General features: G+C 58.2%; 12 protein-coding genes. 7 read left to right on the top strand and 5 right to left on the bottom strand.

The genetic code is table 11. The annotated features are described in order from the left end of the window. Positions 1-29 precede the first annotated feature (29 nt). Both HVA01_RS11025 and HVA01_RS11030 read left to right on the top strand, forming a co-directional pair. Positions 30-2,174: a RelA/SpoT family protein gene (locus HVA01_RS11025; protein ID WP_146875469.1), complete on the top strand. Its 2,145-nt coding sequence runs from the start codon at positions 30-32 to the stop codon at positions 2,172-2,174. Positions 2,175-2,245: 71 nt separating this feature from the next. Continuing rightward, entirely contained in the window at positions 2,246-2,635 is a 390-nt protein-coding gene (locus HVA01_RS11030) for a RidA family protein (protein ID WP_146875470.1), read from the top strand. On the opposite strand, the gene HVA01_RS11035 is transcribed toward HVA01_RS11030, so the two are convergent. After that, complete coding sequence (locus HVA01_RS11035; RefSeq protein ID WP_146875471.1) at positions 2,632-3,513, bottom strand: SDR family oxidoreductase; 882 nt, start codon at positions 3,511-3,513, stop codon at positions 2,632-2,634. The genes HVA01_RS11030 and HVA01_RS11035 overlap by 4 nt on opposite strands. A gap of 249 nt (positions 3,514-3,762) precedes the next feature. Here HVA01_RS11035 and HVA01_RS11040 point away from each other — a divergent pair, with 249 nt between their 5' ends. Together HVA01_RS11040 and recG are read left to right on the top strand one after the other, a co-directional pair. Beyond that, positions 3,763-4,692, top strand: a complete 930-nt coding sequence (locus tag HVA01_RS11040; RefSeq protein ID WP_146875472.1) for a hydrogen peroxide-inducible genes activator — start codon at positions 3,763-3,765, stop codon at positions 4,690-4,692. After that, on the top strand, positions 4,689-6,764 hold the full coding sequence (gene recG, locus HVA01_RS11045; protein ID WP_146875473.1) for an ATP-dependent DNA helicase RecG: 2,076 nt from the start codon (positions 4,689-4,691) through the stop codon (positions 6,762-6,764). Before HVA01_RS11040 ends, recG begins: the two co-directional genes overlap by 4 nt. A 10-nt stretch (positions 6,765-6,774) precedes the next feature. Here the strand turns inward: recG and yccS are convergent, their stop codons facing one another. From yccS to HVA01_RS11065, 4 genes are all read right to left on the bottom strand, one after another. Continuing rightward, positions 6,775-8,985 carry a YccS family putative transporter gene (gene yccS / locus HVA01_RS11050; protein WP_146875474.1) on the bottom strand — a complete coding sequence of 737 codons (2,211 nt, stop codon included), beginning with the start codon at positions 8,983-8,985 and terminating at the stop codon, positions 6,775-6,777. Positions 8,986-9,135: 150 nt separating this feature from the next. Then, complete coding sequence (locus HVA01_RS11055; protein ID WP_146875475.1) at positions 9,136-9,492, bottom strand: hypothetical protein; 357 nt, start codon at positions 9,490-9,492, stop codon at positions 9,136-9,138. Beyond that, positions 9,492-9,764: an HU family DNA-binding protein gene (locus HVA01_RS11060; RefSeq protein WP_146875476.1), complete on the bottom strand. Its 273-nt coding sequence runs from the start codon at positions 9,762-9,764 to the stop codon at positions 9,492-9,494. The genes HVA01_RS11055 and HVA01_RS11060 overlap by 1 nt, the downstream gene beginning before the upstream one ends. A 107-nt stretch (positions 9,765-9,871) precedes the next feature. Beyond that, on the bottom strand, positions 9,872-11,098 hold the full coding sequence (locus HVA01_RS11065; RefSeq protein ID WP_146875477.1) for an NAD(P)/FAD-dependent oxidoreductase: 1,227 nt from the start codon (positions 11,096-11,098) through the stop codon (positions 9,872-9,874). Positions 11,099-11,148: 50 nt separating this feature from the next. Here HVA01_RS11065 and HVA01_RS11070 point away from each other — a divergent pair, with 50 nt between their 5' ends. The 3 genes from HVA01_RS11070 to phoB all read left to right on the top strand — a co-directional run bounded on the left by HVA01_RS11070 (position 11,149) and on the right by phoB (position 13,514). After that, positions 11,149-11,784, top strand: coding sequence for a chorismate--pyruvate lyase family protein (locus HVA01_RS11070; RefSeq protein WP_146875478.1), 636 nt, complete (start codon positions 11,149-11,151; stop codon positions 11,782-11,784). A 38-nt stretch (positions 11,785-11,822) separates the two neighbouring features. Further along, entirely contained in the window at positions 11,823-12,713 is an 891-nt protein-coding gene (gene ubiA / locus HVA01_RS11075; RefSeq protein WP_146875479.1) for a 4-hydroxybenzoate octaprenyltransferase, read from the top strand. A 111-nt stretch (positions 12,714-12,824) separates the two neighbouring features. Then, on the top strand, positions 12,825-13,514 hold the full coding sequence (gene phoB / locus HVA01_RS11080; protein WP_007112280.1) for a phosphate regulon transcriptional regulator PhoB: 690 nt from the start codon (positions 12,825-12,827) through the stop codon (positions 13,512-13,514). Positions 13,515-13,516: the final 2 nt, after the last annotated feature.

The raw sequence follows: 13,516 nt of genomic DNA on the forward strand, positions 1-13,516 counted from the left end.
TTTCCAACGCACCGATAGAGGCGCGGTAGATGTTCACCATTGATGACCTGGCCGATCGGCTCGGCGGCTATTTACCCTCGGATGAGATCCAGCAGGTCAAACGCGCCTTCTACTACGCCGAGCAGGCCCACGACGGCCAGCGGCGGCGTTCGGGCGAGCCCTATGTTACCCATCCGCTGGCGGTGGCGAATATCCTTGCCAATATGCACATGGACCATCAAAGCCTGATGGCCGCCATGCTGCATGACGTTATCGAAGATACCGGCGTTTCCAAACACGCTTTGGAAACACAGTTCGGTAAACCAGTGGCAGAGCTGGTGGATGGGGTGTCGAAGCTGACCCAAATCACCTTCGAAGACAAGGCCGTCGCCCAGGCGGAAAACTTTCAGAAAATGGTGCTGGCGATGTCGCGGGATATCCGCGTTATCATCGTTAAGCTTGCCGACCGGCTGCACAACATGCGTACGCTTGGCGCGCTGCGTCCGGATAAAAAGCGCCGCATTGCCCGCGAAACCCTGGAAATTTACGCCCGTATTGCCGGGCGGCTGGGGATTAACACCATTCGCGTTGAGTTGGAGGATCTCTCCTTCCAGGCGATTCACCCCATGCGGTCTGAGCGCATTAAGCGTGCGGTGGCTAACGCCCGGGGGCATCGGCGCAGCGCCATGCGGCAGATTCAGTCTTCGCTGCAAAAAAGCCTGGATGACGACGGCCTCAACGGTACGGTCATTGGGCGGCAAAAGCATCTTTTGTCGATTTACCGAAAGATGCGCGACCAGCGCAAGCCCTTTGCCGAAATCATGGACGTATTTGGGTTTCGCATCATTACTGAAGATGTGGCCAGCTGCTACCGTATTCTAGGCGTGGTGCATAACCTCTATAAGCCGGTGCCTGGGCGCTTTAAAGACTACATTGCGATCCCCAAAGCCAACGGCTATCAGAGCCTGCATACCACTCTGTTTGGTTCACGTGGTATGCCGATCGAAGTGCAGATACGTACCCGCGAAATGGAAGCCATGGCCAATAACGGCATCGCCGCCCACTGGCTTTACAAGGCGGGGCAGACCTCGCACCCGATTGCCGAGGGCAGCCACGCCCGCGCCCGCGCCTGGGTGAAGGGGCTGTTGGAAATGCAGCGCCATGCCGGCGATTCGTTAGAGTTTATCGAGCACGTTAAAAACGACCTTTTCCCCGACGATATCTACGTGTTTACGCCAAAAGGCGACATTATGGAGCTTCCTCAGGGCGCCACCGTGATCGACTTTGCCTATACCGTGCACACCGATATCGGTAATAACTGCATCGCTTGCCGTATTGACCGCCACCTGGCGCCACTCTCAACGCGTTTAGAAAGCGGCCAGACGCTGGAAATTATTACCGCCCCCGGTGCCAAGCCTAATCTTGCCTGGCTTAACTTTGTATCCACGGCAAAGGCGCGCTCGGCTATCCGCCATGCGCTGAAGCATCAGCAGCAGACTGAGGCGATCATGTTGGGGCGGCGCTTGCTCAACAAAGCACTGGCACCGTTCGATACCAGCCTGGAAGAGCTGGATGAGAGTACCCTGAAGCGGGCCTTCGAAGAGCTGGACGTGTCTTCCGAAGACGCTTTGCTGGAGTCGCTGGGGCTGGGCAACCGTATGACCCACGTGGTGGCACGTCGGTTAGTCGAGGCGGCGCACGGTGATTCTTATGAACACTCAACGTCCGGCGACGGTAGCAAAGCGGTAGTGATTAGCGGTAGTGAAGGCATGGTGGTCAACTTTGCGCGCTGCTGCCACCCGCTGCCAGGCGACCCCGTGGTGGGGCATCTTTCCATGGGCAAAGGCTTGGTAGTGCACCGCGCCGAGTGTAAGAACGTGGCTGATAAGAGCTTCGCCGACAAAAGCGACCCCGATAAGCTCTTTGCGCTGGAGTGGTCGGACGCCATTGACGAAGATTTCCCGGTCGCGCTGCGCATTGAGATCGAGAGTCGTCGCGGGTTGGTCGCAGAGCTTGCCGGTCTAGTCACCGATGCCGATGCCAATATCGAGCGTATTGGTATTGAAGAGCGTGACGCCCATCTTTCGACGGTGAATTTGACGCTGGCAGTCAAAGGACGCGTACACCTGGCGGGGATTATCAAACGCATCCGTAATCTTCCCAACGTCGGTAAAATCACCCGACTCGCCAATTAACACTTTAACACTCCAACACTCCAACACTCCAACACTCCACACTATTACCCACTGCAGGAGCGAGACATCGCATGAGCAATAAGGCTGTTATCAATACCAGCAAAGCCCCCGCCGCTATTGGCCCCTACTCCCAGGCGATTAAAGCAGGTAATACGGTGTATCTCTCTGGCCAGATCCCGCTGGACCCAGCGACCATGGCGATTGTCTCTGAGGACTTTGAAGCCCAGGCACGCCAAGTCTTCACCAACCTGCAAGCGGTGTGTGAAGAAGCGGCGGGCTCGCTCAGCGATGTCGTTAAGCTGAATCTGTATCTGGTGGACTTGGATAACTTTGCGATTGTTAACCAGGTCATGGAAGAGTTCTTCACCGCGCCTTTCCCTGCTCGCGCTGCGGTGGGCGTGAAAGCGCTGCCCAAAGGCAGTCAGGTGGAAGCAGAAGCGGTGATGGTCATCGGTGACTAAGCCTTATTAACGTCGAGAAAGCCACCCGCCTTTAACACCTGGGCATACCCTTCGCGGTAGGTGGGGAAGCGGAATTGATAGCCAGCGTCAATGATACGCTGGTTATCGCAACGCTTACTGGTACGGCGACGTAAAGGCGATTGCATGGTATCGGTAGCGTCTACTTTTAGCTGCTCGGCCAGCCACATCATGACGTTATGCATGGTGACGGGTTCGCAATCGCTGCCCAGGTAGATATCCGCCAGCGGCTTGCCGCTCTCTTGGCAACGGATCAAGTGGGCGATAATACCGGTGCAGTCGTCGCGGTGAATGCGGTTGGAATAGATCACCGGGCTGATGGCGGCAACACGGCCCTCGGTAACCTGATGAATCAGGCGATCACGGCCCGGGCCATAAATCCCCGAGAAGCGCACAACCGTGCCGGGTAGCGGGTGATTGATCAACGCCTGCTCGGCTTCACACATCAGTTTCCCCGAGAAGCTTGAGGGGTCGGTGGGGCTCTCTTCGTTGACCACTTCGCCTTCCTGCTGGCCGTGCACGCTGGTCGAAGAAACAAAAAACACCCGCCGCGGCGGCTTCTTATGCTGTTCCATAATACGCAGCACGCGCTTTAAGCCGTCTGGGTAAGCGCTTTGATAGGCGCTCTCTTCAAAATGATCGGCGCTGACGGTATAGACCACATAGTCGGCTTGGGGAAGGCTGGCGGCACCGGCGTCGTCAAGATCGTTTAAATCCAGCTTCAGCGGTTTGATACCGGTACCCTTTAGGGGTTCGACGTTGCGGCGCAAACCGATGACATGGTGCCCTTCTTCCAGCAATTCGCGCCCAAGGTTGATCCCAATATCGCCACAGCCGATAATCAGTATGGTTAGTTTCACCGTGCTCACTCCTCTTGATTAAAATTCCCTATTAGATACACAGTCTCTACCAAATATGACATTGTCGGTTTACAACACGTCAGTTTTCCAACCTGCTGACTGTCATAATGTTAATTTTTTCGTACAAGCTCTAGTTTCTTACAAACCATATTTACGTACAGACCACAGTTACCGTACACAGCACTGTCACAAAAACACTGCCAAAAACCTTGTCACAAGCAGCTACGAGAGGATGCCACTGGCACCGTTATGACTTTAACAGAACTTCGCTACATCGTAACCCTTGCCCAAGAACGTCATTTTGGCCGTGCGGCAGAACGTTGTCATGTCTCGCAGCCTACGCTCTCGGTGGCGGTAAAAAAACTGGAAGAGGAGCTCGAAACAGCGCTGTTTGAGCGTTCCAAGTCCACCGTGCAGGTCACCCCGCTGGGCGAAAAAATCGTTGCTCAGGCCCAGCGTGTGCTCGAGCAGAGCAGCCTGATTTTTGAGCTGGCCAGTGCGGGTAAAGATCAGTTGGCCAACCCGCTGCGCATTGGCGCGATATACACGATTGGCCCCTACCTTTTTCCTCACTTGGTGCCGGCTCTGGCGACCGCGGCCCCGCAAATGCCGATGTATATTGAAGAAGGCATGACCGGCACGCTGCGCGCCAAGCTAAGAAGCGGCGAGTTGGATGTGATTATTGTCGCGCTGCCGTTTACCGAAACCGATGTGGTGACCAAACCCATCTACGACGAAGCCTTTGAAGTGTTAATGCCCGCCAACCACCGCTGGGTGGAGCGCGAGACGATCAACAAAGAGGATTTGCTGGAGGAACGCCTGCTGCTGCTGGGCGAAGGCCACTGCTTCCGCGATCAAATTCTGGAAGCCTGCCCGGCGATTATCCAAAAGCTCAATAGCCCCAATAACACGCTGATTGCCGAAGGCGGCTCGTTGGAAACCATCCGTCACATGGTGGCCTCGCGACTGGGCATCACCGTTCTGCCGCAGTCGGCGTTGGGCACCGACCAGTACGAAAATGCCATGCTGGTCAGCCGTCCCTTTGTAGACCCGGCGCCATCGCGCACCGTGGCGATCGCCTGGCGGGCGAGCTTTCCCCGCCCCAAAGCCATTGAGGCGTTGATTCAGGCGATCAGCCACTGCCGCCAACCTACCCAAGCCGTGAAAAGCGCCCCATGAGCAATCTTGCGGCGCCGATAACCGCGCTGAAAGGCGTGGGCGAAGCCTTGGCGCTAAAACTTGGCCGACTGGGCATTGAGCGCGTTAGCGACCTGTTATTTCATCTACCGCTGCGCTACCAGGACCGCACGCGACTGACGCCGATTGGCCTATTGCGTGCCGGACAAGAAGCCGTGATTGAGGGCGAAGTGACCGCCTGCGACGTGGTAAAAGGTCGCCGCCGTAGTCTGCTGGTGCGCCTACGCGATGCCAGCGGCATTTTAAGCCTGCGCTTTTTTCATTTCTCCCCCGCCCAGCAGCAACAGCTGCGCCCCGGTGCCACGGTGCGCGCCTTTGGCGAAGCGCGGGCTGGGGCGACCGGATTAGAGATCTATCACCCCGAGTACCGCCTGAGTGGCAGTGAAACCCCGGTAGAGGAGTATTTCACGCCTATTTACCCCACCACTGAAGGGCTGAACCAGCCGCGGCTGCGTGCCCTGGCTCAGCAAGCGCTGGGGATGCTGGATAACGCCCCCGAGGCGTTGCCTGATGTGATACCCGAGGCACTGCTGCAGCGCTTTCAGTTACCGGGCTTACACGCCAGTTTGCACCTGCTGCACCAGCCACCGCCCGATGTGAATATAGACCAGTTGACCAGCGGACAGCACCCCGCCACTCGCAGGCTGGCGCTGGAAGAGCTGCTCGCCCACCAGTTGAGCCTGCGCGAAGTGCGCCTGCGTATTCAGGCGGATGGCGCGCCGACGCTGCCTTCTGGGCGCAGCCTGCAGGCGCGCTTTTTGGCCCAGCTGCCGTTTGCCTTGACCGGCGCTCAGCGCCGCGTGCTGGAGGAGATCAGCCACGATTTAAGCCGCCCGGCGCCGATGCTGCGGCTGCTTCAAGGCGATGTCGGCTCGGGCAAGACCGTGGTGGCTGCCATGGCCGCGCTGTGCGCCCTGGCGGGCAACTGCCAGGCGGCGATCATGGCACCGACGGAAATCCTCGCAGAGCAGCACTACCGCTCGTTTACAGCCTGGTTCGAGCCGCTGGGCATCGAAGTGGCGTGGCTGGCGGGCAAGCTAAAAGGCAAAGCGCGGCTGGATGCCAAGGCGGCGATTGCCGACGGTCGCGCGCGTATGGTGGTGGGCACCCACGCGCTGTTTCAGGACGACGTGCACTTTCAGTGCTTAGGGCTAGCGATTATTGATGAGCAGCACCGCTTTGGCGTGCATCAACGCTTGGCGCTGCGCGAGAAAGGCGAGGCAGGCGGGCTTACCCCGCACCAGCTGATCATGACCGCCACGCCGATCCCCCGCACCCTGGCCATGAGCGCCTATGCGGACTTGGATGTCTCGGTCATCGACGAGCTGCCCCCCGGCCGTACGCCGGTGAAAACCGTGGTAGTGCCCGACGAGCGCCGCCCGGAGGTGGTTGAACGCATTCGGCTGGCCTGCAGCGAAGGCCGCCAGGCGTATTGGGTGTGCACGCTGATTGACGAATCCGAGGTGCTTCAGTGCCAGGCTGCCGAGGTGACCCGCGACGAGCTAACCGTCGCCTTGCCTGAACTTGCGGTGGGGTTGGTGCACGGGCGCATGAAATCCAGCGAGAAAGCCGAAGTGATGACCGCTTTTAAAGCGGGCGAGCTGGATCTGCTGGTGGCGACCACGGTCATCGAAGTGGGCGTGGATGTGCCCAACGCCAGCCTGATGATTATCGAAAACCCCGAGCGGCTGGGGCTTTCACAACTTCACCAGCTACGCGGCCGCGTGGGCCGGGGCAGTACGGAAAGCTTCTGCGTGCTGCTCTACCATCCGCCGCTGTCGAAAAGCTCCCGCCAGCGCTTGGCGGTCATGCGCGAAACCACCGATGGCTTTCGCATCGCCGAGAAAGACCTGGAAATCCGCGGCCCCGGCGAAGTGCTCGGCACCCGCCAAACCGGCCTGGCGCAGATGAAAATCGCCGATCTGGAGCGGGATGCCGATTTGTTAGCGCGGGTCAGCGCCATGGCGCAAACGCTGCAAGGCAACGCCGACGTCACCGCCGTGCTGGTGCGCCGCTGGCTGGGCGAAGCCGCAGGGCGCTATGGGCAGGTGTAGGCAGCGTTTGTTACGCCGTTGCGCTAGCGCCGCTTGGCGTGTGGTCTTCGCTTCCCACCAACCGATTAGCGGCCTCGCCCAGCGGGGCTAGCTGTTCAGTAATCAGGCGTAGCTGGCTCTGGATAGGACGATACAGCGTCATCGTTTGGTCGTCCGCGGCTACCGCGTTCTGTTCTTCCAGCTGGGCTAATAGCTCAGCGGTTTGATCCGCTAGCGGCTCAACCGGCTGGGAGTGTTTTAACCGTTCAGCGATTAGGCCTAACAGCTCACCAATGCGTTTTGCCACCGGTATCAGCGTGGCATCGTCTTCATCGTCTGCCAGCTGGTGGCGGTGGGCGCCCAGCGCAGACAGGTGGCTAAGCAGAGTGTTGGAGAGCACCAAAAAGCGCAGGCCATTGTCGGCGTCCTGCTTACGGTAGTGCCCCGGCTCGTGGAGCATGTTGGTCAGCAAAGTGGAGAGCGCCGCGTCGGCGTTGTGGGCATTACGCCGTGCCAAGCGGTAGGCCAAGTCATCCTGCTTGCCTTCCTCGTATTGGTGGATAATTTCTTCGAGGTAGCGGCGGTGGTTGTTCAGCGCGTTGGAGGCCTCGCGGTAGAGCCTGCGCCCCTGCCAGTCGGGCAGAATGAAAAATACCGCCAAGCCCGCGATCAGCGAGCCAATCAAGGTATCGAATAACCGGGGTAAGATAAGGTCATAGCCGTCGCCCACCTGGTTAAAGCTACACAGCACCAGCAGCGTGATGGACGCGGTCGCGATCACGTAGTGTTTCTCACGATTAGCGAAGAACGACACCCCGGCGGCCACGGCGATCATGCTTTGCACCAGCGGGTGCGGAAAGAGGCTGATCGACGCCCAGCCCACCGTTAGGCCCAATACCGTGCCCATAATCCGTTGGGATAAGAACCGCCGTGTGGTGGCAAAGTTGGGCCGGCACACAAACAGCGTGGTGAGCAGAATCCAGAAGCCCTGCTCAGGGTCGATCCACTGCATGATCCCGTAGCCGGTCATTAGCGCAATAGAAAGCCGCACCGCGTGGCGAAAGGTGGGAGAGCCAAGAGTAAAGTTCAGGCGCACCCGCTTCCAGGCTTCCAGTAAGCTCGACGGCGAGCGGTCATAAAGCGAACTGTCACGACGCTCATCGCTGACCCCAGGATTGTGGGCGCTGGCGAGCTGGTTTTCCAGCGTGGCCAGGTTCTCTGCCAGCGCGCTTAGCGGGTAGAGCAGCGGGCGCCATTCGGGCTTGCCCCGGTCGCGCAGGTTTTCGATGGAAGCGTGTAAGTCCGCCAGGGCCTCTTCGCTCTGCTGGTGATCAAACGGCCTGTTAAGTAGCAGCGATTTGGCCAGCTGGCGGCAGGAGCGCCCCTGCTGATCCAGCAGCCGCTGACAGCGGAACAGCACATCGTGGTGGAAAAAGGCTTTGCTGAGCGCGCTATACGGGTAATGGGTGGAGCTGGCGCGTTCGTGAATATCCTGGGCGATAAAGTAGATGCGCAGGTAGCGGTTGAGTTTTTGGTCGCCGCGCTGGCCTTCCAGACGTCTAAAAATCATCTCTTTGGCTTGGTTGAGCGCCGCCACGACCTTGCCGTTCTGGCGTGCTAGGGCCACCCGGCGGGCTTCAACATCCACACCGCGCACAGGCTCAAACAGCGCGGACTTCAGTATTAAAAACTCGCCTAGCGCCTTGTACACGCGGGCCATGCTCTGCTTGACCGGCTGCCTGGAAAATAGCGCGCACCATACCACTGAAATAAGCCCGTACCAGACTGCCCCCGCCAGCAGCAACAGCTGACGCGCCGCCACGTCTCCATCCACGCCGCCGTGCTGCTCGATATTGATCATTGAATAGATCGACAGGATCAGCGTGCCAGAGGCGATAGTGGCGTAACGCTGCCCGATAGCGCCGAGCATAATCAGCGTAAAGCTGGAAACACCCAGGCCAATGGCAAACAGCCACGGCCAGGGAAACAGCCACTGAACAATAAAGGACGCCGACGTAAAGCACACCAAGGTGACCAGCAGGGCTTGCAAACGCCCCTGCCAGCTGTCGTCGGTTTCAGACAGCGCGCAGGCGATGATGCCCAGAAACAGCGGAATAACCAGCGCCACATCGCCTATTAAGCCGCTAAACAGTAGCGCACCGCTGAACGCGATAAAAACGCGCAGGCTATAGGCGAATTTATCCAGGGTCCAAAGGCGCCGCAGCGGCAGTGAAAGGGGCATAGGGTCTCTTATGGGTGCTTTTTAGACTTTAGTATAAGGTGTCAGTATAGAGGGTTTGGCCGTGGTTTGTCTTTAAGTAACGCAAGAAAGCAGCCGGGAAGATTAGGCAGGAGGCAAAATACCCCGCCACGTTGATGTGGCGGGCGGAGACTACAAATGCTTGAGCAGTTTTTGCAGCTTGTTCATATCGGCAGAGTCACCCACTAAACGCACATTGCCGCTCATCATACCGTCGAGAAACGCCTGCTTGGTTGGCTTTTTGAGGACTTTCAAGGCGGTATCCTGATCGCGGAAACGCAGTTCAAGATCTAAGTCGACGGGCAGCCCTTTACCGCTGCTGATGCCTTTCGGCGTCATCCGGTAGTGGCGGGCAATACTTAGATCTTCCGTGGCAATTCCCCAATCCAGGCCACGCATTCGTTCTAACTGTTCACGAAAGCGCGGTTTGCGGCGCAGGGCACGTTTGAGCAAAAAGCCCAGCAGCCACAGCGTCAGCTTGAGTTTCATTAGGAAACGGCGTCCTTAAGTGCTTTGCCTGGCTTGAAGGCAACGTTTTTGCTGGCCGGAATTTGCAGCGGCGCACCGGTCTGCGGGTTTTTGCCGGTACGCGCCGCGCGCTCGCGCACGGTGAAGGTGCCAAAGCCGATTAGAGCAACGTCTTCACCTTTGGCACAACTGTTGGTGATCTCATCCAGAATAACATTTAACACTTGGCCCGCTTTGTCTTTAGACAAGTCGGCACTGTCAGCGATAGCAGCAGCGAGTTCAGGTTTGCGCATAAGGAATCTCCCTTGATTAATCATCGAACGTTAAACACATGCATGTTGTTGGACACGTCACCACGATGAGGTTAGCGTTTCTAGCCTAGTCGCGAACGCGGCGAAAATCAGCCTAGCAGCGCAGGTGCTGCTCTGGAAAGCTCCACTTTCCTTCTCACGCAGCCGCCTGTCAACGCAAAACCAATCAAACGTCCGTCTTTATTTTCGGCTAAGGCACTGAAATTACCGTCTTCGCCTTCAATCCGCCAGCGTTCTGGCGTGGTTTGTGGCGGGTAGGCGACCACCGGCAGCAGCGGGGTTTTAACGATGACGGGCCAAGCGCCAAAGCTGACGGATGTTGGCGTGCCAGCAAGGGTAGCCGCCAGCGCCTTGGCGCTCGCTTGTAGCGGCTGTACGTACATGGCGTTCACGCCGTCTACGCAGGCCACATCGCCCAAGGCGTAGATATCGGGGTGCGACGTGCGTAGCTGACGGTCGACCTCAACGCCGCTTGCCGATACCGTTAGGCCTGCGGCCTCGGCAAGCGCTGTACGCGGGGCAAGACCGGTGGCCATCAGCACAACGTCAGCATCGAGTTTTTCGTTAGTATCTAACGTTAATGCGATACCGCCGCCGCTACTTGGTGTCATCGATTGAAGCGTACGACCTAAAGCCAGTTGGATACCCGCGTCGCTAAAAGCATCGCCTAGAGCGTTACCCAGCGGTGGTGGCAGCAGGCGAGGAAGCAGCGTCGTTTCGGGGGCCACGACGCTGACCTGGTGGCCGCCGGTGTTGAGGTCGTTGGCGAATTCACAGCCAACGAGCCCCGCGCCAATGATCGCCACTCGGCCCGGGCCGCCGCCTAAGGCGGCATGAAAGCGGCGGTAATCGTCTAGATCGTTGATGGTAAAGCAACGCTGGGCCACGCTAGGGTCGATACTGAAAGGCACCCGTGGCGCAGCGCCGGTGGCCAGTACCAAGGTGTCGTAGCGCAGACGGTCATCGCCCAGCGCTTGGCTGTCGCTAAGAAGAACGGTGTTGTTAGCCACATCCAGTGCGGTTGCCCGAGTGTGGATAACAACGCGGGCATTGAGCTCTTCGCCCAGTTGAGCGGTATTGCGTTGGGCAAGCGCATCGGGTTTCAAGCCCTTGGCAAAGCCGGTGGAAAGCAGTGGTTTGCTGTAGTCATCGCCGCTGTCGGCGCTCACCAGCGTGATTGAGCGTTGGTCGCCCAGGCGGCGCAGCGCACGGGCAAGGCCGACCCCTGCCATGCCCGTGCCAATAATCACCAGCGCAGCGTGAGGCATTGACGTTATCTGGGTCGTTGACGTTATCTGGGTATAGGATGCGGGCATGCAGACACCAAAACGGGGCGCTAAAAAAGCGCGAGAATAAAAGCCTATCAATGCCCCATGTTACACTAGCTGCTCCGTTTATTGCCTTGGAGAACTCGGTGACGCCTGCTGCTTTTCGGCAACCGCCTCTATTTACACACTGGCGCCCCCTTCAGGCTGCGCGGCCAGCAATGAGCAGCGCTTGGTGGCAGTGGGTGGCCTCAACCGACTCGTTGACCGCTCGCTTAATCGCCGCTGGGAGGGGGAAACCTTTTCGTGTGCGGGTGTTACGCCAATGCGTTGGTTTGCCGCAGCGCGATGAAGCGTTAGCCCTTAATATTGCGCCGCGCCGCTATGCCTGGCTACGCGAAGTAGCGCTGTGTTTAGATGAAACGCCCTGGGTGGTGGCCCGCTCGGTCGCCCCGCTTGCGCAGCTAAAGGGCCAGCGTTTGGAGCGCCTGGGCGAGCGCTCGCTAGGCAGCTGGCTATTTCGTCAGCCAGACGTGGTGCGCGGGCCGCTGGAAGTAACGACGCATGCCCCTTTGTTTGCTGGCGTTAGCGGTATACAGGACGACAGCGTTTGGGGCCGTCGCTCTGTTTTTTATCACGGCTGTAAGCACGGCTGTCAGCAAGGCAGTCTGTCATTATTGGTGCAGGAGTTCTTTTTACCGGCGATGGCGGATGATCTTGGCCTGCCTTCACGCTAAAGTCGTTGAATTATGGTGTTTCATTTCGAGAGGTAAGCATGGATCGTTCACTGCTGCGGCCGCAGGGATTTGCTCGCGTGGCTGATTTTTTACACTTGATGCGCTTAGACCGACCGATTGGCACCTGGCTTTTGATGTGGCCGACGCTGTGGGCACTGTGGGTTGCTGCGGATGGCGTGCCCGAACGCAACGTGTTGCTGATTTTCATTGCCGGGGTGTATGTCATGCGCGCCGCGGGGTGCGTGGTCAACGACTACGCCGATCGGCATTTTGATGGCCATGTGAAGCGCACCAAAAACCGCCCCCTCGCGACGGGGCGGATTAGCGAAACCGAGGCTCAGCTGCTGTTTATCGCTCTGGTGGCCGCGGCGTTTGTACTGGTGTTACTGACCAACTGGTTTACCGTAGCGCTCTCGCTGGGCGGCGTGGCGCTGGCGATTATTTATCCGTTTATGAAGCGCTACACCCACTTTCCTCAGGTAGTGCTAGGGGCGGCGTTTTCCTGGGCGATTCCGATGGCCTTCGGCGCCGTGCAGGGCCATGTTCCGCTGGAAGCCTGGCTACTGTTCGGCGCCAACGTGCTGTGGACAGTGGCCTACGATACCCAATACGCCATGGTGGATCGCGACGATGATCTAAAAGTGGGCATTAAATCCACGGCCGTGCTGTTTGGAAACGCCGATCGCTTGATCATTGGGTTACTCCAGCTGGCAACGCTAGGGTTGCTGGCGTGGCTAGGCTGGCGGGTAGCGTTAGGCGGCTTCTTTTGGCTAGGGCTGGCTGCCATGGCGGCAACGTTTATCCATCAGCAGAGGCTGATTTACCGGCGCGATCGGGACGCGTGCTTTCAAGCGTTTCTGAATAATTTTTGGTCGGGCCTGCTGATTTTTGCAGGTATTATATTAAGTTGGTGGCCGGCGGTGGGCTAATGTCTGGGGCTGTCATGTAATTGTCATTAAGTCATGGTGTGATCGTCACTGACATGTCATTGATCTGTTTGTCTTTGAACTAGCTTTGTTTGAACACCGTGAGGCTCTGGTATGACCGCCAAGACCGTTCTGATTGTCGATGATGAGGCGTCGATTCGCGAGATGATTGCGGTGGCGCTGGAAATGGCTGACTATCGCGTGCTGGAAGCGGATAACGCCCAAGATGCTCATGCCATGGTGGTCGACCATCAACCTGATTTATTGTTGCTTGACTGGATGATGCCCGGCACCAGCGGTATTGAGCTGGCTAGGCGCTTAAAGCGTGAAGAGGCAACCGCCGAGATACCCATCATTATGCTTACCGCCAAAGGCGAGGAGGATAATAAAATTCAGGGGCTCGAGGCCGGTGCCGATGACTATATCACTAAGCCGTTTTCGCCCCGGGAATTGGTCGCGCGTCTAAAAGCCGTGCTGCGTCGTGCCACGCCGCGCGGCGTTGAAGATCCCATCGAGATCAATGGCTTGCTGCTTGATCCGGTGAGCCATCGGGTCAGTGCTCACGGCAAAGCGCTGGAAATGGGGCCCACCGAGTACCGTTTGCTGCAGTTTTTTATGACCCATCAAGAGCGCGCTTACACACGTAGCCAGTTGCTGGACCAAGTGTGGGGCGGCAACGTTTACGTTGAAGAGCGCACGGTCGACGTGCATATTCGCCGCTTGCGTAAAGCGCTGGGCGATGTGCATCAAAACCTGATTCAAACGGTTCGGGGTACCGGATACCGTTTCTCCGCACGGGTGTAAAT

It is taken from the genome of Halovibrio variabilis, from assembly GCF_007991175.1.
GTDB classification, from domain to species: domain Bacteria; phylum Pseudomonadota; class Gammaproteobacteria; order Pseudomonadales; family Halomonadaceae; genus Vreelandella; species Vreelandella variabilis.